The sequence below is a fragment of the Lysobacter sp. 1R34A genome (assembly GCF_051217035.1).
GTDB lineage: Bacteria > Pseudomonadota > Gammaproteobacteria > Xanthomonadales > Xanthomonadaceae > Lysobacter.
The window spans coordinates 1-24,145 of record NZ_JBPKJP010000025.1; the positions used below are offsets into that span (position 1 = coordinate 1).

Genomic DNA, 24,145 nt, shown 5'->3' on the forward strand with positions numbered 1-24,145 from the left:
GGAGCCGGTGTCGATGGCGCATCGGCGGCAGTAGCGGGAGTTGCCGCCGCTGCCGACGCACTCGAATCGGCCGCTGCGGTCGGCGCAGCAGAGGCCGCCGGAGTCGCGCTGGCGCTGGCGCTCGCGTCGGTCGGCGTCGTTGCGGGCGCAACGGCGGCCGGTGCAGTTGCCGCCGGCACATCGCCCGGCACGGCCGCAGTCGGTGTCGGCGTCATCGCCGGCTCGGACGCGGACGGTGTCGCAGCGGCCGCCGGCGCGGTGGGTGCGGTTACGGCGGGTGCGGTCACGGCAGGTGCGGTCACGGCTGGTGCGGGCGTCGCGGCGACCGGCGCGGGAACCGCCGGTACCGGCGTCGCCGCGGTCGCGCTGGCTGCGGCGGCGGCATCGACGGCGGGCGGGTCGATCGGTGCGGGCGGTGGGGTGGCGTTGATGGTCATGGCGGCGGGTATCGCTATAGGCGGCGTGACAGCGGATGCCGCGACCGGCGACTCAAGGCCGACGGTGGCGGTGGAGGGTGTCGGCGCGGACGATGCGTTCGCCGCCGACGGTGTTGGCGCAGCGTTCGCGCCGCGAGCCGATCGCTTGCCCGACGCGTTGTGCTTGCCGGGCTTTGGCTTCATCGCCCGGCGCTCCCGCGACGAGGCGCGCAATCGCGGTCGGATTCATGCCCTCGCCTCGCCGGCGCCAGCACGAGCGCAAGCGCAAGCGCAAGCGGCGTCATGGTTTCTCCCCGATCGCCATGATCAGGGCGACCGCCTTGGACACCACCGCGCTCGAGATCTGGTTGAGCACCTGCTGGCTGTGTACGGCGTTCTGCAGCGACAGGCCGGCCGAATGGCTGGACACCTGATACAGGGATGCGATCGCTTGCGCGGGCGCTTCGGCGACCACCTTGACGTTGGTCTGGGTGACAGCGTCGGTGATCTGCGAATTGACGGAGGTCTCGTCGGCCATGAGCCTGTCCTTGAATGATGCGGTTTGAAGGGGTCGGCATGACCGGCGCCGGGATCGCGCTGTGCATTCCGTTATTCGTCGTGAGTCTGATTGGGAGGAACGCGCGGCCAGTGCCGTTGTGAAACGAGAATCGAACGCTGCGCTCGCGAACCGCGCGCCCGGCCTCGCCCGTCCGCGCGCTCAGTCGCGCCCCATCGCGGTCTTGATCCGGTTGCGCAGCAGCTCCACGCGCTTGCGCGCGAGCGGTTGGTTGATCTGGAATTTCTGCGCGATCACCGGGTACGGCAGATCGTCGATGAAGCGGTAGGCGAACAGGCGACGCTGTTCGCGGCTCAGGCGCGAGACCGCGGCGACCACCCGGTCGAGCTGCTGGTCGAGTTCGAGCTTCTGCAGAGCCGACAGACCCTCGTGGGCGAAGCCGCTGGCCTCGCTGTCGATCTCGCGGTTGCGATCGAACATCTCCCGGTCGCGGCTGCGCCGGCGCACGCTGTCGAGAAATACGTGTCGCAGCACCACGAACAGGAAGCCGCAGGGATCGGTCACCGTCTGCGGCGCGCGACGCATGAACAGCAGGGCCTTGATCGCGGTATTGGCCAGCAGTTCCTCGGCCTGATCGCGCTGGCCGTCGGCGAAGCGGCGCGCACGCGCCTCCAGTTCGGGCAGACACAGCCGCCAGGCGTTGGCGAACATTTCGTCGGCGACCTTCAGGTCGTCGCGCTCAGTCTTGGGACGTTCCATCTCTCGCTTCTCCTGTGTCGAGCACCTGAGAGCGAGTCTGGTTAGGGGGTCTGGCGATGGCTGTTACTTGGGTGACACGCGCCCGCTGCTGAGCGCGATGAACTGCGCACCCCGTCGCGATACGCGACTTCCGTGCCGGTTTTCGTCGACGTATCGCACGCTTGTCGCCGTCGCCGATGTCCGCACTGCCGGTCGGATGCCGTTGCGCGCGCGAGGCGGCCAGGCCGCGGGCGTCACGAAAGATGCGTGCGCGACCGCACGCCTGCGCGGCGTTCGAACGCGGTTCGATGCCTGCGGGGACGGCCGCAGGTGCATCGCCTTCGTCCGCTGCGCACTCGAGCGACCTACCGGAGCCGCGACTGCGTCACAGATCGGCGGCGCCCACGCATCGTCGCGGACCTCGGTCCGCATGCAGCAGTCGCGGCGTCGCGGTCGTGCTGCGGCGGCCCGCCTGCGCGAACGCGCGGCATCGCTCATGCGGCGTCGCCCTGCGCGAACGCGCGGGCTTGCTTGTGCGGACGCGGCGTCGCGCGAACGCCGGTTTAGGCGGCGCGCCCTTGCGCGGCGCCGTCCAGGCCCAGACCGCGCAGCGCGCCGTCCCAGCCCCAGGTCAGCGCGCAGCAGGCCGCCACCACCAGCCCCCAGGACAGGCTGCCCTGCGGCAGCGCCTGCAACGGCGCCTGCAACGCCGGCAACCAGTTCGCGCTGGTCGCCGTCATCATGCCGATGCCGACTACCAGCAGCAGGCCCAGCAAGCCGCCTTGCAGCAGGCGTTCGAGGCGATCGCCCGCGTTCGCCGCGGACTCCGCCCGGCGCGCGACCTGCGCGGCGAAACCGTACGGAATCGGCTCCATCACCGGCGCACGCAGCGCCCGGCTGAGCAGGCGGTATTGGGCCAGGCGCGGGTCGCCGGCGCTCATCGGCATGCCGGCGCGCTCTTCCTGCAGCGCGCGCTCCTGCAGCCGCCACTCGCGCGCGATGCGTTCGTCGTCGAAATGCGGTTCGCGATCGGATGGAATGCCGTTGCGGTTCATGCGAATTCTCCCAACCGGGCTTCGAGGCGCTGGCGCAGGCGGGCGCGAGTCCGGAACAGATGACTCTTGATCGTACCCTCGGCCAGGCCGGTGATACCGGCGATTTCGCCGATGGGTACTTCTTCGAGGTGATACAGGGTCAACAAGGTGCGTTGCAGCGGCGGCAGCGCCTCGATCTCGGCGTGCAGCCCGGCGGCGATTTCCTCGTCGGCGCAGGCCGCCTCCAGGTCGAAGCCGTCGCTGACCAGGTCCAGCGGCGACAGGGCGTCCTCGTCGTCGGCGACCTCCAGGATCGGGATGCGCTTGCGTTCGAGATGGCGCTTGGCGACCGAGTAGGCGACCTGGCCGATCCACGACTTCAGCGGACTCTCGTGGCGGTATTGGTGCAGGCACTGGTGCACGCGCAGGAACGCCTCCTGGCACAGCTCGCGGGTGTCGTCCGGGTGCCGCACCATGCGCTGGATGATGTGCCAGCACAGCCCCTGATAGTCCCGCACCAGGCGCTCGAAGGCGCCCGGCGCCTGGGCCAGGACGGCAGCGACCAGGCTGCGGTCGTCGTTGATGGGGAGGCCGGTCATCGCACTCAAGATGCAGTCGGGGCGCAATCGGTTGCAGTGATCAGGATAGCCATCGCGATATGACAAGGGTCAACTTTCGACCGGCCGCCCGACCGCTCCGGGCACCGCCTCCGGCTTCCCGGACGACCCGCCGCCCGGCCTGCAACCGATCGCCAGGTACCCGTATCCATTACCTCGTGACCCGAACCCGAGGAGACCGCCCCCATGCAATTCGAACTGTTGATCCCGATTACCCTGTTCATCAGCATCGTCTTCGCGATCAAGATCGTCGTCGAAGCGCGCTTCCGCAACAAACTGCTGTCGACCGGCGGCGCCGAAGAGCTGCTGCGCTCGATGGCCCGCGACGAAGACATCCGCCGCCGCCACGGCGCCTTGCGCTGGGGCATCGTCATGGTCCTGCTGGCCTTCGCCTTCGGCATCATCGAAGCCGCCGGCTGGCGCGAGGCCACCCCGGGCATGGTCGCGGTGCTGCTCGGCGCCTGCGGGCTGGGCAATCTGGCCTACTACTTCATTTCGCGCAAGCTCGATTGACCGAAGTCGCTGGCCGGCTGGCGCCGGCTTAGGCCCAAAGGCGGTTCCTTGCGGGTGCGGACGCGGCGATGATCGCTGCGTCCGCCCCGGAGCCCCGCATGCGTCCGCTCAAATCGCTGCATCTGATCGTTGCCTGCCTGCTAGTCGCCGGCCTGCCCGCCGTTGCCGGCGCATCGCCATCGCCCGCCGCCGCGGCCGAGGCCTCCGGCCAGCCCGCGCCCGACCGCCGCATCGTCATGACCGTCGACGATCTGCCCTGGGTGCAGTTGCCGGCGGTGCCGGATGCCGAAGTGATCGACGGCCACCGGCGCCTGGTCGCGGCGATCGGGCGCGCCGGCGTCCCGGCGACCGGCTTCGTCAACGAGGGCAAGCTCGAACACGAGGGCCGGGTCCGGCCCGAACGCCTGGCGATGCTGCGCGACTGGCTCGATGCCGGCGCCGAGCTCGGCAACCATGGCCACGGCCATCTCGACCTGCACGAAGTCGGTCTGGCGGCCTATCAGGCCGACATCCTGCGCGGCGAACGCCAGCTGCGCCCTGTGCTGGAACGCGCCGGCCGCGAACCGCCGCGCTGGTTCCGCCACCCGTATCTGCGCGCCGGCCGCAGCGCGCAGGACAAGGCCGACCTGCAACGTTTCCTCGCCGAACACGGCTATCGCATCGCTCCGGTCACCGCCGACAACACCGACTGGATCTGGGCCACCGCCTATCTGCGCGCCGGCGAAGCGCCGGCCATCTCGCGGCGCGAGGCGCGCAGGCTGAAGGCGAAACTGCGTCGCGACTACGTCGAGCACATGGGCCGCAAACTCGACTACTACGAACGCCAGTCGACCGCCCTGCTCGGTTACGCCCTGCCGCAGATCTGGCTGATCCACGCCAACCTGCTCAACGCCGACAGCTACGGCGAACTGGTCGCGATGATGCGCAAGCGGGGCTACCGCTTCGTCGGCCTCGACGAGGCCATGCGCGACCCGGCCTATCAACGCGCCGACGCCTATTTCGGGCCGGTCGGGCCGAGTTGGCTGCACCGCTGGGCGATCGGCGAGCAGCGCCCGCCGGGCTTCTTCGCCGGCGAACCGCGGACGCCGGCCTGGGTGATGAAGCTGGCCGAGGTCGAATCGGAATGAACCCTGCCCGTGCAGGAGCGGCTCGAGCCGCGGCCGGCGCCGTGCGTCGTCGCTTACCCCGCGCCTAGCCGGCGCCGTGCGCGATCACGAGCGATCCAGGGCGGTGCGCAACACCGGCACCGTGGTGACGTCGTCGACGCCCTTGAGCGCGGCGACGCGCTCGCGCAGGTCGGCCAGCTCGCTCGGCGAACCGGTCTCCACCAACACCATCAGGTCGATCTCGCCGGCGACGCTGTGGATCAGGCGCACCTGCGGCAACTCCGCCAGCGGCGGCACCACGTCGTCGCAACTGAAACCCTCGCCATAACGCAGCAGCAGCCAGGCCCGCAAAGGATCGCCGCCGCTGCCCAGGCGCACCGTGTACTGGGCGATGACGCCGGCGGCCTCCAGCCGTTGCAGGCGCTCCTGCACGGTGCTGCGCGACAGGCCCACCGCCTTGGCCAGCGCGACCGTCGACGAACGCGCGTTGTCCTGCAGCAGCGCGATCAGCTTGCGGTCGGTTTCGTCGAGCGTCTTCATCGCGAGGGCATCCATCCGCCGGGAGCGCGGGCGCCGGCCTGACCGGCATTTTGCCGGGTTGAGACCGGCGCAGGCGAATGCCCACGATAAGCCATCGCCTCGCCCCCGCCCGGAACCGCCGCCTTGGCCGCCTCCAGCTTCGCCGACCTGCCCGCCCCGCCCTATTACGCGGTGATCTTTTCCTCGCAACGCAGCGATGCGGACGCCGAAGGCTACGACCGCACCGCTGCGCGCATGGCCGAACTGGTGCGCGACCAACCGGGCTTCCTCGGCTTCGAATCCGCCCGCGGCGCCGACGGCTTCGGCATCACGGTGGCCTACTTCGACAGCGAACGGTCGATCCGCGCCTGGCGCGAACACGCCGAACACACGGTCGCCCGCGACCTCGGCCGCCGCCGCTGGTACCAGCGCTTCGAGCAGCGCATCGCCCTCGTCCAACGCGCCTACGGCGGCCCGCGCCAGCCCGCAGAACCGACCTCTCCCCAGGAACCGCCTCACCCATGACCGAACCGAACCGCATCGCCCTGATCCCGATCGACGTGCAACAGGGCTTCGACTACCCGCCCTGGGGGCCACGCAACAACCCTGCCATGGAAGCCAACGGCCAGCGCCTGCTCACGGCGTGGCGCGCACGCGGATGGCCGCTGATCCATGTCCGCCACGATTCGGTCCATGCCGGCTCCACCCTGCATCCCTCGCATCCCGGCAACGCCTTCCGCCCGGGCTTCGAGCCGCGGCCGGGCGAAGCCGTCGTCGCCAAGTCGGTCAACGCCGCCTTCATCGGCACCGACCTCGACCTGCGCCTGCGCCGGCTCGGCGTCGACACCGTCGCCCTGTTCGGCGTCAGCACCGACATGTGCGTATCGACCACCGCGCGGGTCGCAAGCAACCTGGGCTACCGCACCCTCGTCGTCGCCGACGCCTGTTTCTGCTTCGACCTCGTCGATGCCGACGGCGGCACGATCATGGCCGAAACCATCAGCCGCGCACACCTGGCCACCCTGCGCGCCGAGTTCGCCGAAGTGATCGACAGCCAGGCACTGATCGCGCGGATCGCTAGCGAGTAGCGAAGAGCCCACCGCCGCGACGAAGCTATCGGCTCCTCTCCCGCGCGCGGGAGAGGTCGGGGTGAGGGCCCACGCATTCAGATCGCCTTCTCGACCAGCGCAAACCCTCTCATCGGAACGAATCGACGGACGAGCCATCGTCTCCGAAACAGAACCGTTGCCTTCGCTCGCCTGTGCCGCTCGCGCGGCGACGAACGGTCTTGCATCTGTTTTTTCGCGGGCGTATCGTTCGCGGCCTTCGTCCTAGCGACGCATTCGACCGACCTCCTTCCGTGCATTTCACACTCGACATCGCCAAACAGAACGCACCGCGGCCCTCGTGCCACGGCCTGTTCGATCGCGCGTCGATGAAGCGCGGTCGCCTCGACGTTCTGCCCACGCCGGACTGACTCCCACGCCAGGGAGATCGGTCGCCCCGATCTCCCGAGGAACGCGAACGCCCTCGGTTCACCACCGGGGGCGTTTCTTTTTCAGCGTCCGCAAAGGGAAAATCCGCACCGAATCACGCGAGTCCATACGCCCCGAAGCATCCGAGAGGAAAGGGGATGAGCCGTCGAGGCGCCGGCAACGGCGCTGTGCCCCGATGCTTCGGCACGGGCGGCCGGTATGGATCCGCAATGCATGGGCGCTTGCGCCCCCACCCATTGCCGATTGGCGACAGTCGGCGATACGAAGCATCCGAAGAAACGCATGACCGCGGTGCGGGTTCGCAGCCCGTCCGGTGCGCGCGGCGCTGCCGTGGCGTATGCCGACGTGTGTGGATGGATGTTTCTCAACTGACGGTAGCTCAGCGGTTAGAGCGGCGACTTTGTGCGCAGGTCGTCGGTTCGATTCCGACCCGTCAGTCTTTGGATATAGCTCAGTCGGTTAGAGCAACAGCTTTCGATGCTGTCTGTCGCGGGTTCGATTCCCGCTATCCCAACTGCCTTCCCGGCGGTTAATCAGGAACGAAAGTTCCGACTCGGGAAACGCCCCGTGCGGCGTTTCGGCAGACGCCGCGTTCGCGCGGCGCGCGACGGAACGACGCAGCGGCTCCATCGCCGGGCCCGCGCCCTCGTGGCGCGCAACGGTGCGGCGCCGCCGTCGCGACAGGGAACGTCGCGGCGGCGGGCGGCATCGCCTCCCGCCGGCAGCGCGCGGGTTTCGCGATGGCGACGCCAGGGGCGTTTCCTACCTATTCCTTTCGCCGGGGCCCCCGCGTCCGGCGGATCACCGCGCCCTTGCGACGACCGATTCGGTCGCAACGGCCACCACCACGGATCGGACCACCGGAACCACAAGGAGAACACCATGTTCTGGATGAAGAAGGTCGTGGTCGGCGATGCCGAGCGCGCCCTGGTATACCGCAACCGCCGGATCGAGCGCGTGCTCGGCCCCGGCGTGCACCGGCTCGGCAACTGGAAGCGCCAGCGCGAGGTGACGCTGCACTCGATCGTCGACGCCCAGTACAACGGACGCGACGCCGATGCGCTGATCGCCGGGCTGGGGGCGCACCTGGACGAACACTTCGTGCTCGCCAACCTCGGCATGCAGGAGATCGGCCTGGTGCTGCGCAACGGCCGGATCGACGAAGTCCTCGCACCGGGCACCCGCCAGCTGTACTGGAAGGGCCTGGCCGAGATCGAGGTACGCAGCATCGCCCTCGCCGACGGCCTGGCGATCGAACCGGACGTCGCCAACCGCTTGCGTCAGCTCGCTTACCTCGACCGCATCGCGGTCGCGGGCGCGGTGCCGACCGAGTCGGCCGGCCTGCTGTTCGTCGACGGCAAGTTCGTGCGCCGTCTCGAGCCGGGCGCGTACGCGTTCTGGAACTTCCGCAAGAACGTCAGCGTCGAGGTGGTCGAGCTGCGCATGCAGGCGATGGAAGTGTCGGGTCAGGAGTTGCTGACCCGCGACAAGGTTTCGCTGCGCGTGAACTTGGCGGCGAGCGTGCGCGTGACCGACCCGGTCGCCGCGCGCACCCGGGTCGCCAAGCACGCCGAGCACGTCTATCGCGAGCTGCAATACGGCCTGCGCAAGGCGGTCTCGTCGAAGACCCTCGACGAGTTGCTCGGCGACAAGGCTTCGCTCGACGCCGACATCTTCGCCTACGTGCGCGGCCAGGTCGCCGGCATCGGCGTCGAGGTGCTCGGGGTCGGCGTCAAGGACGTGATCCTGCCGGGCGAGATGAAGGAGATCCTCAACGGCGTGGTGCAGGCGGAAAAGACCGCGCAAGCCAACGTGATCCGCCGCCGCGAGGAGGCCAACGCCACGCGCAGCCTGCTCAACACCGCGAAGTTGATCGAGGACAGCCCGGTGCTGATGCGCCTGAAGGAGCTTGAGGCTTTGGAAAAGATCACCGAGAAGATCGACAAGCTGACCGTGTTCGGCGGTCTGGAGGGTGTCATGACGCAGTTGGTAAGCCTCAAGGGCAAAGGCTGAGCGCAGAGCCGGACGGCCATTCCGTCCGGGTTCCGATAGCGCGTAGGCCTGCAGGAAACGCGAACGCCGCTCCACCGGAGCGGCCACCCGATCGTGCCGGAAGGCGCGATCGACTATCGGACGAAAATATTCATGCGACACGATATGTACAAAGTGATCGTCGAACGGCCGCGGCGTGGAGGCTTCCACGCTTCGCGTCCGCCACGCGACCCTAAAGACGAGCGCCAACGCGAAAGCCTCAAGTTCCGTCATCGCCACGACCCGAAGTGGCTCAACGAAAACCTGAAACCGCTGCAACGCCACCTGGAACGGCAGCTTGGACGGCGCTGGGATTTCGTCTATTCGGAACTGTGCAGGCAGGTCGACCGGCGCAACACCGTGCAGCAACACCTTCACCAACATCTCGAGGATTTCGTGGCGATGCAGGTGCATCGGATCTACGGCGAGCTGCAGGTCCTGAGCCGTTACGGCGGCTTCAAGCCTCTGGCCGAGTCCTGGCACGATCTGTACGTGTGCCCGGACAGCGGTTGCCTGATGCGCAACGAAGCGGCGATCCGCTTGCGGGTCGAGCGGCGGCGCGCGCGTGCGCGGGACGTCCGGCATCGCCGGCTAGGGCTGGAACCGGAGGTGCGCAAACTTGGGCCGACCGCCCAACTGCGCCGGATCGATGGCATCTGGTATGCGATCGAGTTGGCGCCCGTGCCCGCGTCCTGGCAACCCCAGCCGCGTCACGGTGCGCCCGGCACGGTTCGCGCCTTCGCCCACGACGCGGTCCTCGGCCGACCGGCCGGCGACTGCGCCGGCCGGCGCGAACGCCTGTACGGCAACGCCGGCCTCTACGCGCGGCGCAAGCGCCAGCTCGGCCATGCGGAATTACTCGAATACGGACTCCACAACGACGACCAGCCGGACGCATACGACGCGCCCCTGCCACGGCCCCGACGGTGCCATGGCAAGTACCGCGGCCCGATCCGTGCCGGCGGTCGCCATCAGGAACATTGACATGACTACATCAAGCTACGAACTGCTGCACGCCGATGAAGGCGCGGTGCCGGTCAAGGCCTGGGTGCGCGGCGTGCCGGTCGACGAGGGCGCGCGGCGACAGTTGCGCAACATCGCCGCCCTGCCCCACGTCGGGCCTTGGGTCGCGGTGATGCCGGACGTGCACCTCGGCAAGGGCGCCACCGTCGGTTCGGTCGTGCCCACCCGCGGCGCGATCATTCCGGCCGCGGTGGGCGTCGACATCGGCTGCGGCATGGCCGCGGTGCGCACCACGCTGCGGGCCAAGGATCTGCCCGACAGCCTGGCCAAGCTGCGCTCGGCGATCGAGCACTGCGTGCCGATAGGCAATGGCCGCGGCGGCGAACACAGGCGCCTGCCCGACAGCCATGCCACGCGCCTGGCCAAGTCCGGGCTGGCGCAACGCCTCGACGCCATCCACGCCAAGCACCGCAAGCTGCGCACCGACAAGCTCGACAAACAGATCGGCACCCTCGGCGGCGGCAACCACTTCATCGAAATCTGCCTCGACGAGGCGGGCGCGGTGTGGGTCATGCTGCACTCGGGGTCGCGCGGCACCGGCAACCTGATCGGCAGTTACTTCATCGAACTGGCGCGGCTGAAACTGGAGCGCCGCGTGCTCGGCTTCCATCTGCCGGACAAGGACTTGGCCTTCCTGCTGGAAGGCGAGCCCCTGTTCGACGATTACACCGAGGCGGTGTCGTGGGCGCAGGATTACGCCCGCCACAACCGCGAGGCGATGATGGACCGGGTGTTGCACGCGATGCGCATCCAGCTGCCGAAGTTCCAGCTGGAAAAGACCGCGGTCAACTGCCATCACAACTACGTGCAGCGCGAGCGGCACTTCGGCGAAGACCTGTGGGTGACCCGCAAGGGTGCGGTCAGCGCCCGCGAGGGCGAGCTCGGCATCATCCCCGGCAGCATGGGCGCGCGCAGTTTCATCGTGCGCGGCAAGGGCGAGGCCGACAGCTTCCACAGCTGCAGCCACGGAGCCGGCCGGGTCATGAGCCGCAGCGAGGCCCGCCAGAAGATCACCCTGAAAGACCACCGCGAGGCCACGGCCCACGTGGAATGCCGCAAGGACGCGGCGGTCATCGACGAGTCGCCGGCGGCCTACAAGCCGATCGAAGCGGTGATGGCTGCGCAGTCCGACTTGGTGGAGGTGGTACACACCTTGCGCCAAGTGGTCTGCATCAAAGGTTGAAGCGCCGGTTTGCGCTTGCGACGCCGCCCCCCGCGGGCGGCGTCTTTTTGCCCGTGCCAAGCGGCGACGACACACGGTCGTCCGGCCGTCGCATTCAGGGCGCGCTGCACTCATGGTTCAGCTTTCCAGGCGCGTTTTACGCGTTGGCTGAACACCGCGCGCTTGTCTGAATATCCTGTACGCACGTTTGCGACTGCGCTCGCGTTTCGTCTGTGCGCTATCGACTTTTCCGTGCCCGCGAGGCGGCGAAAACCGATATCGTGCGGATGCAAGGGGAATGCCAACGGACTGAGCTTATGACGCATCGCACTGCCGACCGGCTGTCCTTCTCCCGCTCCGACCAGGAGTGCGAACCGACCCCGACAGCCGCGTCCGCGGCGGCGCTGTCCCACGAAACCCGCGAACTCGCGATCACCTACGGCCTCGGTGCCCGCCTGCATCACGGCGAACGCCATTGGTTCGACATCCGCGACGATCTGGCCCGAGGCTGGGAACGCCTGTGCGGCCGTGACCGTGTGCCGTGGACGCAGGTCGAGGGCGATGTCGAAGGCGCCTGGCGGCTCGTTCTGGCCGAATGACCCGATCCGACTGATTCGGCGAGGCCGGCACCGCCGGCCGATCGGGTATTTGCCGGCACCGCCGGCCGATCGGTATGCGCCGGCGACATGACTGGTCGACAGGCACGCATCGGCATCGGACCCACCGACAAATTCCCCGCCGGCGCCTCCGTGCGCCGGACGAGTGGGCGATGCACCCACTGAGCCGCGCTGCGTGCGCGGCCCGGGTCGAGAAAACGATGAGCTTCGATTCGTTCAGGCGCGCGCCGGCTGCGCCCGGCGCCACTGCCATTTCAGGTTCACCCCGAGCGTGCCGATCACGATCAGCACCACCCCGAGGCTCTGCACCGGCACCAGGCTGTGGCCGTAGACCAGATAGTCGAGCAGCAGCGCGATCACCGGGTAGATGAAGGCCAGTACCGCGATCGTCGCCACCGGCAGGCGCGGGTACGAGGTGTAGAACAGCACGTAGCAGACGCCGCTGTGGATCAGCCCGAGGCCGGCGAGCCAGAACCAGTGATCGCCCGGCACCCACACCGCGGGGTAGTCGGCGAACGGCGCCAGCATGACGACGCCGACCAGGCATTGGATCAGCACCACCGCGAACGGCCGCTCGCGGCTGATCCGCCGCGACAGCAGCAGCGAGGCGCCGCACAGGACCGCGGCGACGAAGGTCAGTCCGACACCGATCAGATAGCCGCTGCCGGCGCTGTTCCACAGCTTGAACGGGTCGGCCGAGCACAGCACCCCGACGAAGGCGATCGCGGTCCAGCCCAGGTCGGCGCGGCGCGTGCGTTCGCCGTAGAACATCGCCGCCATGCCCACGACCACGAACGGGAAGAAGTGGTAGACCATGGTCGCCACGCCGATCGACGAACGCGCCATGCCGGCGAACAGCGCGACCCAGTTCAGCACCAGCAGCACGCCGCTGACGATCGCCGAACGGATCAGCGCGCGCTCGCCGAGCAGGCCGCGGAACAGGCCGCGGGCGCCGCCCCAGGCGATCAGGAAGGCACTGCCGAACAGGCAGCGGAACAGCACTGCAGTGATCGCGTCCTGGCCGCTTTCGTGCACGAACACGCCGACCGAACCGATCAGCAACTCGGCGACCAGCAACTGGATCAGGGCGCTACGCGACTCGCTCGGGGTGACGGCGTTCATGGCGGCGACGGGAGGGGGAAGGACAGCCTAGGCCGGGGCGGCCGACCGATACAGATTCAGTTAGAATCGGATTCGACCGGTACAGATCCTCGCTACCGTGCTTCGCCGGCGCGCGAGCGCGGCGGCCGTCCCCGCTCGAACCGTCCCGTCCCGAGAGAGTCCCCGCATGGCCCAGGATCTGCTCTACGAACGCCTTGCCGACCGCATGCGCCGGCAGATCCAGCGCGGCGTATTGCGCGCCGGCGAACGGCTGCCGTCGTTGCGCAGGCTGGGCCGCGACCAGCGCATCAGCCTGGCCACCGCGGTCGAGGCCTATCAGCAACTCGAACGCGAAGGCCTGATCGAAGCGCGTCCGCGCTCGGGCTATTACGTGCGCGCCGCGCCGATGCAGGCGCCGCGCAGCCCGCGCGCCCGGCACCTGTCGCGCGCGCCGATGCCGGTGCGCAACCCGGCCCTGCTCGGCGTGCTCGACGTGCAGTCGCGCCGCGACCTGGTGCCGCTGCATGCGGCGACGCCGGCCGCTTCCTTGCTGCCGAGCGCGGCGCTGGCCGCCTCGATCACGCGGGCGATGCGGCGCGACCCCGACACCGCGCTCGGCTACACCGCGCCGCAGGGCCTGCCGGAACTGCGCGAACGCATCGCCCAACGCTACGCTCAATGCGGGGTCGAGATCGACCCCGACGAAATCGTCGTCACCGCCGGGGCGATGGAGGCGATCAGCCTGACCCTGCGCACGGTGACCCGGCCGGGCGACATCGTGATCCTGGAAACGCCGACCTACCACGGTCTGCTGCAGGCAGTCGCGGCGCAAGGCCTGCGCGTGCTCGAAGTGCCCAACCGCCCCGGCCGCGGCATCGACGCGGCCCATGTCGGCGAACTGCTCGAACGCCATGCGGTGCGCGCCGCCCTGTTGGTGCCCAACTTCAACAACCCGCTCGGCAGCCTGACCCGGGACGCCGACAAGCGCGCGCTGGTCGCCGCCTGCGCCGCGCACGGCACGGTGCTCATCGAAGACGATCTGTACGGCGAACTGGCCTACTCCGGCGAACGTCCCTCGCCGCTGCGCCGCTACGACGACGGCGAGCACGTGGTGACCTGCGGTTCGTACTCGAAGATGCTCGCGCCGGGCCTGCGCGTGGGCTGGATGCTCGGCGGACGGCGCACGCGCGAGCTGCTGCGCACCAAGAGTTTCTCCACCGTCGCCACCGCGACTCTGCCGCAAATGGCGCTGATCGAGCACTTCGCCCGCCACGATGTGGAGCGCGGCCTGCGCCGCCTGCGCCGCGCCCTCGCCGACAACGCACAGGCTTACCGGCAGGCCTTGCTCGATCACTGGCCCGACGGCACCTGCGTGGCCGAACCGGCCGGCGGCATGACCCTGTGGATCGAACTGCCCGAGGACATCGACGGCCAGGCCTTGTTCGAGGCCGCGCTGGAACGCGGCATCGGCACCCTGCCCGGGCATCTGTTCTCGAACCGCGGCGACTACACCCATCACCTGCGCCTGAGCTGCGGACAACCCTGGGACGGCAAGATCGAAGCCGCACTGCGCACGGTGGGGGAATTGGCGAAGGGGCTGCAGGCTTGATGCGCAGCGGGGCGGTCGGTCCGTGGTCGCGGCTCGCGCCGCGCTTACCCGAAAGCTGCATAGCAGGGGGAGGAGCGGCGCAAGCCGCGACCGCGCCACCTCGATAACGGCGCTACATCGCCTGCGCGGCAAACAAAAAGGCCGCCCGAAGGCGGCCTCTCTCGCACCGTCGCCTACGACACGACGGCTTACGGTGCCACTCGACTCACGCCGTCAGCAGGCTCGGCAAGAACTCGCCCAGCGCCGTCTTCACCTGCTCCACATCGAGGTCGGGCTGCGAAATCGCCCGCATCGCCAAGCCTTCGATCAGACATTGCAGGATCAACACACGGGTATCGACCGCGGCCTTCGGGATGCCGAGGCCGCCGTCCTTGGCGCTGCGCGCGAACCAGGCCGCGAGATCGGAGCGGAACACCCGGTCCGATGCATGGGTCGCGGCGGCGATCTCCTCGTCGCGGGTCGCCTCGGCGGTCAGCTCCAGGAACAAGGCCGCGCTGGTGATGGTCGGATCGTTCGCCTGCCATTGCTGGAACACTTCCGCGATGCCCGAGACCAGGTCGCTGGTCGCGTGCAGCTTGGCGATGTCCGCGCGCGCCTCCTCGAGCTGGCGCTCGATGATCGCCAGGATGATGTCGTTCTTGCCCTTGAAATACCGGTAGATCAGGCCGGCGCTCATGCCGGCCGTATCGGCGATATTGGCCATGCTCGCGGCATGGAAGCCATGCACGACGAAGCATTTCTGGGCCGCGGTCAGAATGCGCTCGCGCTGAGCCAGCGCGCGCGCTTCGGCCTTGGCGGTGGGCTTGCCCGTCGTGCTCATTGGCTGCGCTCGTTCCAGCCACCTCCAAGGACTTTGTAGAGCGTGACCCGATTGGCCTGCTCGGCCAGGCGCGTCGACACCAAGCCCTGCTGCGCGGCGTACAGGGTGCGCTGCGCATCGAGCTGGTTGAGATAGCTGTCGCGGCCGGCCTTGTAGCGCGCGGTCGACAACTGGTCGGCGCGGGCCGCCGCTTCGACCAGGGCTTCCTGCGCCTGGCGCTGTTCGGCCAGGGTCGCGGTCAGCGCGAGCGCATCGGCGACATCGCGGAAACCCGACTGGATCGCCTTCTCGTACTGGGCCAGGGCGATGCCCTGGTCGGCCTTCGCCGAACCCAGCCCGGCGCGCAGCTTGCCGCCCTGGAAGATCGGGATGTTGACCACCGGGTTCACCGTCCACACGCGCGTGTTCGAATCGAACAGACCCGACAGCTCGTTGCTGGAGCTGCCGAGCAGGCCGGTCAGGCTGATCGACGGGAAGAACGCGGCGCGCGCGGCGCCGATGTTGGCGTTGGCCGCGCGCAGCAGATGCTCGGCCTGTTGCACGTCGGGGCGACGCAGCAGCACTTCCGAAGGCAGGCCGGCCGGCAAGGCGCCGATGCCGGTGGTACCGTCGGTCAGGCGTTGCGGCAACAGCGCCGGGTCGACCGGCTCGCCGACCAGCAGGTTGAGCGCGTTGATGTCCTGCGCGACCTGGCCGGCGTAGCGCGCCGCATCGGCGCGCGCGGTCTCGACCTGGGTGCGTGCCTGGCTGACTTCCAGCCCGGACACCGCGCCGAGCTCGCGACGCTTCTCGGTCAGGTCGTAGGCGGCCTGCTGGTTCTTCAAGGTCGCTTCCGACACCGACAACAGCTCGCGGTCGGCGGCCAGGGTCAGGTAGGCGTTGGCGACTTCGGCGATCAGGCTGAGCTGGGCGCTGCGGCGGTTTTCCTCTTCGGCGAAGTAACGCTGCAACGCGGCCTGGCTCAGGCTGCGTACGCGGCCGAACAGGTCGAGCTCGAAGTTGGCGATGCCGACCCCGGCGGTGTAGACGTCGGTGACCTGGCGGTTGTCGCCGCCGGTGCGCTGCAACTCGGCGCTGACGCCGACCGCGGGCACGCGGTCGGCGCGCTGGATGCGGTACTGGGCGCGCGCCTTCTCGACGTTGAGCACGGCCACGCGCAGATCCCGGTTGTTGTCCAGGGCGCGGCCGATCAGGTCTTCCAGGTTCTGGTCGACGAAGAAGTCGCGCCAGCCGATGTCGGCCACCGCGACGGCCGGAGCCGTCGCGGGGTCGGCCGAAGTCGTCGACGCGGCAGTTGCCGGCGCAGCGCCGGCGAACGCCTGGGTGGTCGGGGGCAACGGCCACTCGCCCGGGATCGCCGCATCGGCGGCGGGCAACTTCGGCGCCAGACTGACGCAGCCGGTCATGGCCAGCGTCACCGCGAGCGCCAGGGCATGGGTGGCGAACTTATTCATGGCTCTGCGCTCCTTCCGCGGCAGGCTGCGAGGGCGCAGGGGGATCCTGGTCCGCATGCTTCTTCTTTCTCACGAACAGCTTTTCGACCACGACGAAGAACAGCGGGACGAAGAAGATACCCAGGAAGGTACCCACGACCATGCCGCCGAGCACGCCGGTGCCGATCGCGCGTTGCGCGCCGGAACCCGCGCCGCTGGCCAGGGCCAGCGGCAACACGCCGAGACCGAACGCCAGCGAGGTCATGATGATCGGGCGCAGGCGGTCGCCTACGGCGGCCAGGGTCGCCTGGATCAGGTCCATGCCCTTCTCGAGGTTTTCCTTGGCGAACTCGACGATCAGGATCGCGTTCTTGCTCGACAGGCCCACGGTGGTGAGCATCGCCACCTGGAAGTAGACGTCGCGCTCCATGCCGCGCATCCAGGTCGCCAGCACGGTGCCGAGGATGCCCATCGGCGCGATCAGCAGCACCGAGGTCGGGATCGCCCAGCTTTCGTACATCGCGGCCAGACACAGGAACACGATCAACAGCGACAACGTGTACAGCAGCGGCGTCTGCGCGCCGGCCTGGCGCTCCTGGAACGACAGACCGGTCCATTCCAGACCGATGCCCGCCGGCAGTTGCGCGACCAGCTTCTCGACTTCGGCCATCGCCTCGCCCGAGCTCACGCCCGGCTTGGCTTCGCCGTTGATTTCCAGTGCCGAGACGCCGTTGTAGCGTTCCAGGCGCGGCGAACCGAACTCCCAGCGGGTGGTGGCGAAAGCCGAGAACGGCACCATCTCGCCCTTGTCGTTGCGCACGTACCAACGATTGAAGTCGGACGGCGCCATGCGGAACGGCGCATCGGCCTGGATATAGACACGCTTGACGCGGCCGCGGTCGACGAAATCGTCGATGTACTGGCCGCCCCAGGCCGCCTGCAGGGTCGAGTTGATGTCGGCGATGTTCAGGCCGAGGGCCGAAGCCTTCTGGTTGTCGACGTCGACGCGGAACTGCGGCGTGTCTTCCATACCGTTCGGACGCACGTTCTGCAGCAGCGCACTTTGACCGGCCGCGCCGAGGAACTGGTTGCGCGCGGCGACCAGCGCATCGTGGCCGAGCGCGCCGTTGTCCTTGAGGTAGAACACGAAGCCGTTGGAGTTTCCGAGTTCGAACACCGCCGGCGGCGCCAGGGCGAACACGAACGCATCCTTGATCTGCATGAAGCTGCCCATGGCGCGGCCGACCACGGCGTTGACGCTGTTGTCCGGCATCGGCGTCTTGCCGAAGCTGGTCAGCCAACGCCAGCGGTCGCCCCAGGTGCTTTCGCGCTCTTCCCACGGCTTGAGCTGCGAGAAGGCCATGCCGGCGTTCTGGCCGTTGCCGGCGAAGCTGAAGCCCTGCACGGTGAACAGCGAATCGACCGCCTCATCGCCGAGGAACTGCTCTTCGACCTTCTTGAGCACTTCACCGGTGCGTTCCTGAGTAGCACCGACCGGCGCCTGCACGATGGTGAACAGGAAACCCTGGTCTTCCTGCGGCAGGAACGAGGACGGCAGGCGGAAGAACAGCACCGCCATCAGCGCCGCCATCGCCGCGAACACCATCATGAAGCGGCCGGTGCGGGTGACGATGCCGTGCACCGCGCTCTGGTACTTCTTGTTGCCGCGGTCGAACTTGTCGTTGAACCAGCCGAAGAAGCCCTTGTCGGACGCGTGATGGCCCTTCTGGATCGGCTTGAGCATGGTCGCGCACAGCGCCGGGGTCAGCACGATCGCGACCAGCACCGACAAGGCCATCGCCGAAACGATGGTGACCGAGAACTGGCGGTAGATCACGCCGGTGGCGCCGCCCAGGAAGGCCATCGGCACGAACACCGCCGACAGCACCAGGCCGATGCCGACCAGGGCGCCGGTGATCTGGTCCATCGACTTGCGCGTGGCTTCGATCGGCGACAGCCCTTCCTCGCTCATCACGCGTTCGACGTTCTCGACCACGACGATGGCGTCGTCGACCAGCAGGCCGATCGCCAGCACCACCGCGAACATGGTCAGCATGTTGACCGAGTAGCCGAACAGCGCGAGCAGGCCGAACGTGCCCAGCAACACCACCGGCACCGCGATCGTCGGGATCAGGGTGGCGCGGAAGTTCTGCAGGAACAGGTACATGACCAGGAACACCAGCAGGATCGCTTCGAGCAGGGTCTTGATCACTTCCTCGATCGCCACGCGCACGAACGGCGTGGTGTCGAACGGCGTGACCGCCTTCAGGCCCTTCGGGAACGAGGGCTTGAGCTGCTCGAGCTCGGCCTGGATCGCCTGCGCGGTGGCCAGCGCGTTGGCGCCGGTCGCCAGCGAGATGGCGATACCGGTCGCCGGCTTGCCGTTGAAGCGGGCGATGGTGCTGTAGTCCTCCTGGCCCAGTTCGACCCGGGCCACGTCGGACAGCTTCAGCACCGCGCCGCTGCTGTTGGCGCGCACCACGATGTTCTGGAACTGCTCGGCGGTTTGCAGGCGGTCCTGCGCGGTGATGGTCGCGTTGAGCTGCTGGCCCTTCACCGACGGCGTGCCGCCGAGCTGGCCGACCGCGACCTGGGCGTTCTGCGCGCGCAGCGCGGTGATCACGTCGGCCGGGGTCAGCTTGTAGGTATTGAGCTTGTCCGGGTCGAGCCAGATGCGCATCGCGTACTTGGTGCCGAACAGCTGGGTGCTGCCGACGCCGTCGACGCGGGCGAGCGGATCGACCAGGTTGGCGGCGACGTAGTCGGCGATGTCGGCGCCGCTCATGCTGCCGTCCTCGGACACGAAGCCGATCACCAACAGGAAGGCCGAGTTCGCCTTCGACACGCTCACGCCCTGCTGCTGCACGATCTGCGGCAGCAACGGCGTCGCCAGCTGCAGCTTGTTCTGCACCTGGACCTGGGCGATGTCGGGGTCGGTGCCGCTCTCGAAGGTCAGCGTGACGCCGGACTGGCCGTCGGACGAACTGGTCGCCGACATGTACATCAGGCCGTCGATGCCCTTCATGTTCTGCTCGATGATCTGGGTCACCGAGTTTTCGACGGCCTTGGCCGAGGCGCCGGGGTAGGAGGCGTTCACCGAGACGGTCGGCGGCGCGATGGTCGGGTACTGCGAGATCGGCAGCTGGGTGATCGCGATCGCGCCACCGAGCATGATGATGATCGCCAGGACCCAGGCAAAGATCGGGCGATCGATAAAGAACCGTGCCATGAATTTCTCCGATTACTGCTTCGGCGCGGCGGGGGCCGCGGCCGGCTTGGCCGGCGCTGCGCCCTTTTCGGTCGCGTCGACCGGCATGCCGGGGCCGATCTTCTGCAGGCCTTCGACGATGACCTTGTCGCCGGCCTTCAGACCGCCTTCGACCAGCCACTTGTCGCCGATGGCCTGGCTGACCTGCACTTCGCGCGGCTCGACCTGACCCTTCGCGTTGACCACCATCGCGGTCGCGGCGCCCTTGGGATCGCGCGAGATGCCCTGCTGCGGCACCAGCAACGCGTTCTGGCGCACGCCGGTACCGACCAGGGCGCGCACGTACATGCCGGGCATCAGGATGTTGTCGGGGTTCGGCACCACCACGCGCAGCAGGAAGCTGCCGGTGCCTTCGTCGACGGTGACCTCGGAGAACGCGAGCTTGCCTTCCAGCGGGTACTTGCTGCCGTCCTCGAGCAGGATCGTCACCGGCGTGGTGGCCTCGGTCAGGGTGCCGGCGGCGATCTGCTTGCGCAGGGCGAGCAGTTCGGCGCTGGACTGGCTGATGTCGACGTGGACCGGGTCGAGTTGCTGCACCACCGCGAGCGGCTCGGCCTGATTGGCCGTGACCAGCGCGCCCTGGGTGACCGCCGATTTGCCGATGCGGCCGCTGATCGGCGAGGTGATGCGCGCACGGCCGAGGATCACGCTGGCGCTCTGCACCGCCGCGCGACCGGCCGAGACGTCGGCCTGGCTCTGCTTGAGCGTGGCGACCGCGGTCTCGTCGTCCTGCTTGCTGACCGCGTCGATCTTGACCAGGTCGCTGGAGCGGCGCGCGTTGAGCCGCGCCGAGTTCAACGCCGCTTCGCCGCGCGCCAGGGTGGCCCGGGCGGTTTCCAGGTCGGCGGCATAGGTCTTGTCGTCGAGTTGGTACAGCGGCTGCCCGGCGCGGACCAAGCCGCCTTCGGTGAACAGACGCCTCTCGACGATGCCGTTGACCTGCGGCCGGACCTCGGCGATCAGCGAAGCGCTGGTGCGCCCCGGCAGCTCGCGGGTCAGGGTGACGGTCTCGGGCTTCAGGGTCACCACGGTGACCTGGCCTTTTTGGCCGCCGGGGCCGCCGGGACCGCCCTGCTGATCGCCTCCCTTGCCGCAGGCGGCGAGCGCCAGGGCGAGCACGGAAACAGTGAGAATTGCCTTATAGGACATGGACTTGCGCGACGGCATGGGGGAGCCTCAGGACGTTGTGGCGGTCGGACGGACCGCGGCACTTCATAGAATGAACGATCATTCTCTTTTTCTAGGCTAGCGAGGTCAAGCGGCCTGAGGGCGTTGTCCAGGGGGGCTTAGGGTTTGTGCTTGATTGCACAGAGGTTTTTGCTGCGAGGCAGCACTGAGAGGGCTGACTTGGCAAAGCCGGCACATCCCGGCATGGCGCTACGAATCGCGTGCCATCGCAAACTTCGAATCAGATTCGATTGCTGCCGCTCAAGAAATCGGCGAGCCCACTTCAGGGGAAGCGTTTAACCAGATTCAGTTCTTCGCACACGAATGCCATTGCGCCCCCATAGCAGAAGCCCACCTGCACGGCCCAAAGATCGGGGCGTGATTTTTGCAACCCGGCGACCGCAGACTTAGCGTCTCTTCCCGAATAATCGTTCTCGAAAATCAATCCCCACACGCTATCCGGGACAAACCAGGACGACTCCGGGACAGCGACGACAGGCCAAACATATATTTCCGAAAGGATAGCCCCGTCCCGGAGGTCTCGAACTTTATAAAGCTCGATTCCGCCAAGCAAAAGGGCCATATGCGCACCACCCGCCGATCGCCATTCCAGGCGGCCATCGGATTTTTCAATGCAGAACAGCTCCAAGACTCGATCGTGGACGAAAGAGTCCAGCAGCAGACCAGAATCAGAAGTCCCGAAATTTAATTTCTCCACCGGTGAGAACCTCATAAAATTTAACTTCAAGAGGCGGCACATTCGGGCCACGAGGCGTAGGTGAATTCACCAGCCTGAGACATTAGTCATCGACGTATCGATCTCGCTGCGCAAGCAGGGCATGCATGATGACGGGATTGATCACCACACAGAGCGCAAGCAAGCGCGTATCGATGAGCCCGAACAGCGGCGAGGTGTAAGACGCGCCGATGAGCAAAGAACATAACCGGCTTGGCCGTTTCAGGCGGGGCAGCAATCGCCTTGCCACGAACTCGGTCAGCGCGGCAACGAGCATGAAAGGCAGCGCCACGATAGGCGCGAAGACGATGAACATCATCGACGACATTTCGGGTTGCCGATCGATCGCGAAGTAGTAGAACGTCCTGAGGACGGACAAGGCGACCGTACCCGTGGCTGCGCCCAGCAGTAGCCATGGGTAATGCCCGAGCTGCTTGCGCTTATCGCCGGCCATGCTCATTACGCGTCCAGAGAGTCTATGAATGGAATGTCGTTGTTGAACTGAAGAAAAACCAGTCCGGCTTCCATCTTCAAGCAGAAGAACACGCATTCGGAGGTTGCACGCTCGGGAGCCAACGTCAATCTAAAAACGTCGAGGACCGGCCGATCCTCGCGAATCACCATGATCATATCCATGACTCTGAAAGCGAGATAGGCCTGTAAAGTGCTGACCGCATCGGCACTATGCCCAGGCAGATCGCGGATAAGAAACGATTGAATTTCTCCTTCCAAGTCGCGCAAGCCCTTATCCAGGCGGCGCACCTCGGAGAACTCCATGCCGGGATTCCAGGTGTAGCAATCCTGCAAAGATTGCTCGATCGACGCCCCTTCCTTTGGTTCAACGGCATATGCATAGGCGCTGTAACTCCTGATGCCGCCATTGAGTGCTGCGATCCCATAAAGGAAGCCGTCCAGCCTCGCAACTTCTTTTTCGACGATGGATGAAATCATGGCTGGGAAAATGACCGCGCAGAAGCGCCCCGCCATGCCCCTGGTTGGCCAGTCCGAGAACCATCACGGTATTGCGCCAAATCTGTCAGAACTGGACAGCGGCAACAGAGTTTCATTGATTGTGCGGCGTTGACCGCTACTGGGGTTGCGTAGACTCGGGCGTTCGCAACAGCCGCCGGGCAGAAAGGAAGCTGGCAGGCGCGGAGCCGTGGCTGGCAAAGAGGGGATGCGACCCTGTTGATCGCGAGGCGGATGTTACGGATCCGGCGGGATCAAGACAAGGCTTGAAGGCATATGTCCTCGCCACGAGCCGACCGTGCTTCGATGACCTGTACGATCTTGGCACATTCGCTCAACTCGGCACATCCCATCCCAGGAGTCGAGATCGAGCCGGAATCAACGAGGGTGTTGATGGCAATAACGACAGCGCCATCCCATAGCGAACGGGATGGCACCGGAGGAGTCGACGAGCAAGAACGAACAAGAACGCCATCGCGCCCGTGTCCGCCGATAATGCTGGCGATCAGGCCTTACCGGACGCCGGCAAGCCCGCGATCTGCCGCAATGCGGCTTCGAACTGTTCGACCGGCTGGCCGCCCTGGATCAGGTGGCGGTCGTTGATGATCACCGAGGGCACTGCGCGGATGCCCTGGCTTTGATAGAAGCGCTCCTGCTCGCGGACTGCGTCGGCGTATTCGTCGGAGGCCAGCACGGCGCGTGCGCGGGTTTCGTCGAGGCCGGCTTCGGCGGCGGCGCGGGCGAGGATGTCGTGCGCGGACACGTCCTGGCTGTCGGTGAAATAAGCCTTGAGCAGGGCGTTCTTGAGCGCGTGCTCTTGGGCGGCGCCTTCGGTCGCGGCCCAGTGCAGCAGGCGGTGGGCGTCGAAGGTGTTGTAGATGCGGTCGCGCGCGTTGAACTCGAAGCCGACCGCGGCGCCCCGCTGGCGCAGGGCGTCGCGGTTCTGGGCGAGTTGCTGCGGGCTCAGACCGTACTTGTGCGCGAGGTGCTCGTCGATGCTCTCGCCTTCCGGCGCCATCTGCGGGTTGAGTTCGAAGGGCTGGAAATGCAGTTCGACTTCGACCTCGTCGCCGATCCGGGCGATGGCCTGTTCGAGCGACTTCAGGCCGACCGCGCACCAGGGGCAGACCACGTCGGAAACGAAGTCGATCTTGACGCGTGGCGTCGGGTTGGAGGCGGTCTGGGTCATGGGGGGCGGCGCACGAGGCGGTTGGAATGAACCCTCACGATGCGGCCGGAACCGCGGGGGTTCA

The 24,145-nt window shown here is 67.5% G+C and carries 25 protein-coding genes and 2 tRNA genes; 11 read left to right on the forward strand and 16 right to left on the reverse strand.

What is annotated here, in order from left to right; all coding sequences use genetic code 11:
• From ACSAMQ_RS08580 to ACSAMQ_RS08605, 6 genes are all read right to left on the reverse strand, one after another.
• A partial coding sequence (locus ACSAMQ_RS08580; RefSeq protein ID WP_435395240.1) for a hypothetical protein occupies window positions 1–437 on the reverse strand: 437 nt, incomplete at its 3' end.
• A gap of 52 nt (window positions 438–489) precedes the next feature.
• Complete coding sequence (locus ACSAMQ_RS08585; protein WP_435395241.1) at window positions 490–666, reverse strand: hypothetical protein; 177 nt, start codon at window positions 664–666, stop codon at window positions 490–492.
• A 51-nt stretch (window positions 667–717) separates the two neighbouring features.
• Window positions 718–954 (reverse strand): RebB family R body protein, encoded by a 237-nt coding sequence (locus tag ACSAMQ_RS08590; protein ID WP_031371088.1) that lies wholly within the window; start codon window positions 952–954, stop codon window positions 718–720.
• Window positions 955–1,134: 180 nt separating this feature from the next.
• Window positions 1,135–1,692: an RNA polymerase sigma factor gene (locus ACSAMQ_RS08595; protein WP_435395242.1), complete on the reverse strand. Its 558-nt coding sequence runs from the start codon at window positions 1,690–1,692 to the stop codon at window positions 1,135–1,137.
• A gap of 542 nt (window positions 1,693–2,234) precedes the next feature.
• Window positions 2,235–2,726: a hypothetical protein gene (locus ACSAMQ_RS08600; protein WP_435395243.1), complete on the reverse strand. Its 492-nt coding sequence runs from the start codon at window positions 2,724–2,726 to the stop codon at window positions 2,235–2,237.
• Window positions 2,723–3,304 (reverse strand): RNA polymerase sigma factor, encoded by a 582-nt coding sequence (locus ACSAMQ_RS08605; RefSeq protein WP_435395244.1) that lies wholly within the window; start codon window positions 3,302–3,304, stop codon window positions 2,723–2,725. The genes ACSAMQ_RS08600 and ACSAMQ_RS08605 overlap by 4 nt, the downstream gene beginning before the upstream one ends.
• A gap of 204 nt (window positions 3,305–3,508) precedes the next feature.
• Between ACSAMQ_RS08605 and ACSAMQ_RS08610 the strand changes: the two genes are divergently transcribed.
• Window positions 3,509–3,835 carry a hypothetical protein gene (locus tag ACSAMQ_RS08610; RefSeq protein ID WP_435395245.1) on the forward strand — a complete coding sequence of 109 codons (327 nt, stop codon included), beginning with the start codon at window positions 3,509–3,511 and terminating at the stop codon, window positions 3,833–3,835.
• Window positions 3,836–3,933: 98 nt separating this feature from the next.
• On the forward strand, window positions 3,934–4,962 hold the full coding sequence (locus ACSAMQ_RS08615; protein WP_435395246.1) for a polysaccharide deacetylase family protein: 1,029 nt from the start codon (window positions 3,934–3,936) through the stop codon (window positions 4,960–4,962).
• Between the two features lie 84 nt (window positions 4,963–5,046).
• On the opposite strand, the gene ACSAMQ_RS08620 is transcribed toward ACSAMQ_RS08615, so the two are convergent.
• Window positions 5,047–5,481, reverse strand: coding sequence for an Lrp/AsnC family transcriptional regulator (locus ACSAMQ_RS08620; protein ID WP_435395247.1), 435 nt, complete (start codon window positions 5,479–5,481; stop codon window positions 5,047–5,049).
• Window positions 5,482–5,604: 123 nt separating this feature from the next.
• Here ACSAMQ_RS08620 and ACSAMQ_RS08625 point away from each other — a divergent pair, with 123 nt between their 5' ends.
• The 8 genes from ACSAMQ_RS08625 (at window position 5,605) to ACSAMQ_RS08660 (ending at window position 11,771) form a co-directional block, all read left to right on the forward strand.
• Window positions 5,605–5,985 carry an antibiotic biosynthesis monooxygenase family protein gene (locus ACSAMQ_RS08625; protein ID WP_435395248.1) on the forward strand — a complete coding sequence of 127 codons (381 nt, stop codon included), beginning with the start codon at window positions 5,605–5,607 and terminating at the stop codon, window positions 5,983–5,985.
• A complete protein-coding gene (locus ACSAMQ_RS08630; RefSeq protein ID WP_435395249.1) occupies window positions 5,982–6,548 on the forward strand; it encodes a cysteine hydrolase family protein in 567 nt (188 codons plus the stop codon). Before ACSAMQ_RS08625 ends, ACSAMQ_RS08630 begins: the two co-directional genes overlap by 4 nt.
• Before the next feature lie 776 nt (window positions 6,549–7,324).
• Window positions 7,325–7,394, forward strand: a tRNA-Thr gene (locus tag ACSAMQ_RS08635).
• A 2-nt stretch (window positions 7,395–7,396) separates the two neighbouring features.
• Window positions 7,397–7,470 (forward strand) — tRNA-Arg (locus ACSAMQ_RS08640).
• A 368-nt stretch (window positions 7,471–7,838) separates the two neighbouring features.
• Window positions 7,839–8,969 carry a slipin family protein gene (locus tag ACSAMQ_RS08645; protein WP_435395250.1) on the forward strand — a complete coding sequence of 377 codons (1,131 nt, stop codon included), beginning with the start codon at window positions 7,839–7,841 and terminating at the stop codon, window positions 8,967–8,969.
• A 153-nt stretch (window positions 8,970–9,122) separates the two neighbouring features.
• Window positions 9,123–9,971, forward strand: coding sequence for a hypothetical protein (locus tag ACSAMQ_RS08650; protein ID WP_435395251.1), 849 nt, complete (start codon window positions 9,123–9,125; stop codon window positions 9,969–9,971).
• Window position 9,972: 1 nt separating this feature from the next.
• Window positions 9,973–11,193 (forward strand): RtcB family protein, encoded by a 1,221-nt coding sequence (locus tag ACSAMQ_RS08655; RefSeq protein WP_435395252.1) that lies wholly within the window; start codon window positions 9,973–9,975, stop codon window positions 11,191–11,193.
• 296 nt (window positions 11,194–11,489) lie between these two features.
• Window positions 11,490–11,771, forward strand: coding sequence for a hypothetical protein (locus ACSAMQ_RS08660; protein WP_435395253.1), 282 nt, complete (start codon window positions 11,490–11,492; stop codon window positions 11,769–11,771).
• A gap of 234 nt (window positions 11,772–12,005) precedes the next feature.
• On the opposite strand, the gene ACSAMQ_RS08665 is transcribed toward ACSAMQ_RS08660, so the two are convergent.
• Window positions 12,006–12,911, reverse strand: coding sequence for a DMT family transporter (locus ACSAMQ_RS08665; protein ID WP_435395254.1), 906 nt, complete (start codon window positions 12,909–12,911; stop codon window positions 12,006–12,008).
• A gap of 166 nt (window positions 12,912–13,077) precedes the next feature.
• Here ACSAMQ_RS08665 and ACSAMQ_RS08670 point away from each other — a divergent pair, with 166 nt between their 5' ends.
• Window positions 13,078–14,499 carry a PLP-dependent aminotransferase family protein gene (locus tag ACSAMQ_RS08670; RefSeq protein WP_435395255.1) on the forward strand — a complete coding sequence of 474 codons (1,422 nt, stop codon included), beginning with the start codon at window positions 13,078–13,080 and terminating at the stop codon, window positions 14,497–14,499.
• A 205-nt stretch (window positions 14,500–14,704) separates the two neighbouring features.
• Here ACSAMQ_RS08670 and ACSAMQ_RS08675 read toward each other — a convergent pair whose 3' ends face one another.
• From ACSAMQ_RS08675 to ACSAMQ_RS08710, 8 genes are all read right to left on the reverse strand, one after another.
• On the reverse strand, window positions 14,705–15,319 hold the full coding sequence (locus tag ACSAMQ_RS08675) for a TetR/AcrR family transcriptional regulator (protein ID WP_435395256.1): 615 nt from the start codon (window positions 15,317–15,319) through the stop codon (window positions 14,705–14,707).
• Window positions 15,316–16,773 carry an efflux transporter outer membrane subunit gene (locus tag ACSAMQ_RS08680; protein ID WP_435395257.1) on the reverse strand — a complete coding sequence of 486 codons (1,458 nt, stop codon included), beginning with the start codon at window positions 16,771–16,773 and terminating at the stop codon, window positions 15,316–15,318. The genes ACSAMQ_RS08675 and ACSAMQ_RS08680 overlap by 4 nt, the downstream gene beginning before the upstream one ends.
• Window positions 16,766–19,981: an efflux RND transporter permease subunit gene (locus ACSAMQ_RS08685; RefSeq protein WP_435395258.1), complete on the reverse strand. Its 3,216-nt coding sequence runs from the start codon at window positions 19,979–19,981 to the stop codon at window positions 16,766–16,768. The genes ACSAMQ_RS08680 and ACSAMQ_RS08685 overlap by 8 nt, the downstream gene beginning before the upstream one ends.
• Before the next feature lie 12 nt (window positions 19,982–19,993).
• Window positions 19,994–21,169: an efflux RND transporter periplasmic adaptor subunit gene (locus ACSAMQ_RS08690; RefSeq protein WP_435395259.1), complete on the reverse strand. Its 1,176-nt coding sequence runs from the start codon at window positions 21,167–21,169 to the stop codon at window positions 19,994–19,996.
• A gap of 301 nt (window positions 21,170–21,470) precedes the next feature.
• Window positions 21,471–21,920 carry a hypothetical protein gene (locus ACSAMQ_RS08695; protein ID WP_435395260.1) on the reverse strand — a complete coding sequence of 150 codons (450 nt, stop codon included), beginning with the start codon at window positions 21,918–21,920 and terminating at the stop codon, window positions 21,471–21,473.
• Window positions 21,921–21,987: 67 nt separating this feature from the next.
• Complete coding sequence (locus ACSAMQ_RS08700; protein WP_435395261.1) at window positions 21,988–22,383, reverse strand: hypothetical protein; 396 nt, start codon at window positions 22,381–22,383, stop codon at window positions 21,988–21,990.
• Complete coding sequence (locus tag ACSAMQ_RS08705) at window positions 22,383–22,910, reverse strand: hypothetical protein (protein WP_435395262.1); 528 nt, start codon at window positions 22,908–22,910, stop codon at window positions 22,383–22,385. The genes ACSAMQ_RS08700 and ACSAMQ_RS08705 overlap by 1 nt, the downstream gene beginning before the upstream one ends.
• Before the next feature lie 487 nt (window positions 22,911–23,397).
• The gene (locus tag ACSAMQ_RS08710) at window positions 23,398–24,081 is read right to left on the reverse strand and encodes a DsbA family oxidoreductase (protein WP_435395263.1); all 684 of its coding nucleotides are present in this window, start codon (window positions 24,079–24,081) and stop codon (window positions 23,398–23,400) included.
• Window positions 24,082–24,145 lie beyond the last annotated feature (64 nt).

Bases quoted from the DNA above. Each gene is read 5' to 3' on its own strand.
- ACSAMQ_RS08665 (WP_435395254.1), bottom strand. From the start codon at position 12,911: ATGAACGCCGTCACCCCGAGCGAGTCGCGTAGCGCCCTGATCCAGTTG.
- ACSAMQ_RS08585 (WP_435395241.1), bottom strand. From the start codon at position 666: ATGAATCCGACCGCGATTGCGCGCCTCGTCGCGGGAGCGCCGGGCGAT.
- ACSAMQ_RS08695 (WP_435395260.1), bottom strand. From the start codon at position 21,920: ATGAGGTTCTCACCGGTGGAGAAATTAAATTTCGGGACTTCTGATTCT.
- ACSAMQ_RS08630 (WP_435395249.1), top strand. From the start codon at position 5,982: ATGACCGAACCGAACCGCATCGCCCTGATCCCGATCGACGTGCAACAG.
- ACSAMQ_RS08620 (WP_435395247.1), bottom strand. From the start codon at position 5,481: ATGAAGACGCTCGACGAAACCGACCGCAAGCTGATCGCGCTGCTGCAG.
- ACSAMQ_RS08670 (WP_435395255.1), top strand. From the start codon at position 13,078: ATGGCCCAGGATCTGCTCTACGAACGCCTTGCCGACCGCATGCGCCGG.
- ACSAMQ_RS08655 (WP_435395252.1), top strand. From the start codon at position 9,973: ATGACTACATCAAGCTACGAACTGCTGCACGCCGATGAAGGCGCGGTG.
- ACSAMQ_RS08675 (WP_435395256.1), bottom strand. From the start codon at position 15,319: ATGAGCACGACGGGCAAGCCCACCGCCAAGGCCGAAGCGCGCGCGCTG.
- ACSAMQ_RS08705 (WP_435395262.1), bottom strand. From the start codon at position 22,910: ATGGCGGGGCGCTTCTGCGCGGTCATTTTCCCAGCCATGATTTCATCC.
- ACSAMQ_RS08610 (WP_435395245.1), top strand. From the start codon at position 3,509: ATGCAATTCGAACTGTTGATCCCGATTACCCTGTTCATCAGCATCGTC.
- ACSAMQ_RS08600 (WP_435395243.1), bottom strand. From the start codon at position 2,726: ATGAACCGCAACGGCATTCCATCCGATCGCGAACCGCATTTCGACGAC.
- ACSAMQ_RS08680 (WP_435395257.1), bottom strand. From the start codon at position 16,773: ATGAATAAGTTCGCCACCCATGCCCTGGCGCTCGCGGTGACGCTGGCC.
- ACSAMQ_RS08645 (WP_435395250.1), top strand. From the start codon at position 7,839: ATGTTCTGGATGAAGAAGGTCGTGGTCGGCGATGCCGAGCGCGCCCTG.
- ACSAMQ_RS08710 (WP_435395263.1), bottom strand. From the start codon at position 24,081: ATGACCCAGACCGCCTCCAACCCGACGCCACGCGTCAAGATCGACTTC.
- ACSAMQ_RS08685 (WP_435395258.1), bottom strand. From the start codon at position 19,981: ATGGCACGGTTCTTTATCGATCGCCCGATCTTTGCCTGGGTCCTGGCG.
- ACSAMQ_RS08690 (WP_435395259.1), bottom strand. From the start codon at position 21,169: ATGTCCTATAAGGCAATTCTCACTGTTTCCGTGCTCGCCCTGGCGCTC.
- ACSAMQ_RS08615 (WP_435395246.1), top strand. From the start codon at position 3,934: ATGCGTCCGCTCAAATCGCTGCATCTGATCGTTGCCTGCCTGCTAGTC.
- ACSAMQ_RS08595 (WP_435395242.1), bottom strand. From the start codon at position 1,692: ATGGAACGTCCCAAGACTGAGCGCGACGACCTGAAGGTCGCCGACGAA.
- ACSAMQ_RS08700 (WP_435395261.1), bottom strand. From the start codon at position 22,383: ATGAGCATGGCCGGCGATAAGCGCAAGCAGCTCGGGCATTACCCATGG.
- ACSAMQ_RS08660 (WP_435395253.1), top strand. From the start codon at position 11,490: ATGACGCATCGCACTGCCGACCGGCTGTCCTTCTCCCGCTCCGACCAG.
- ACSAMQ_RS08605 (WP_435395244.1), bottom strand. From the start codon at position 3,304: ATGACCGGCCTCCCCATCAACGACGACCGCAGCCTGGTCGCTGCCGTC.
- ACSAMQ_RS08590 (WP_031371088.1), bottom strand. From the start codon at position 954: ATGGCCGACGAGACCTCCGTCAATTCGCAGATCACCGACGCTGTCACC.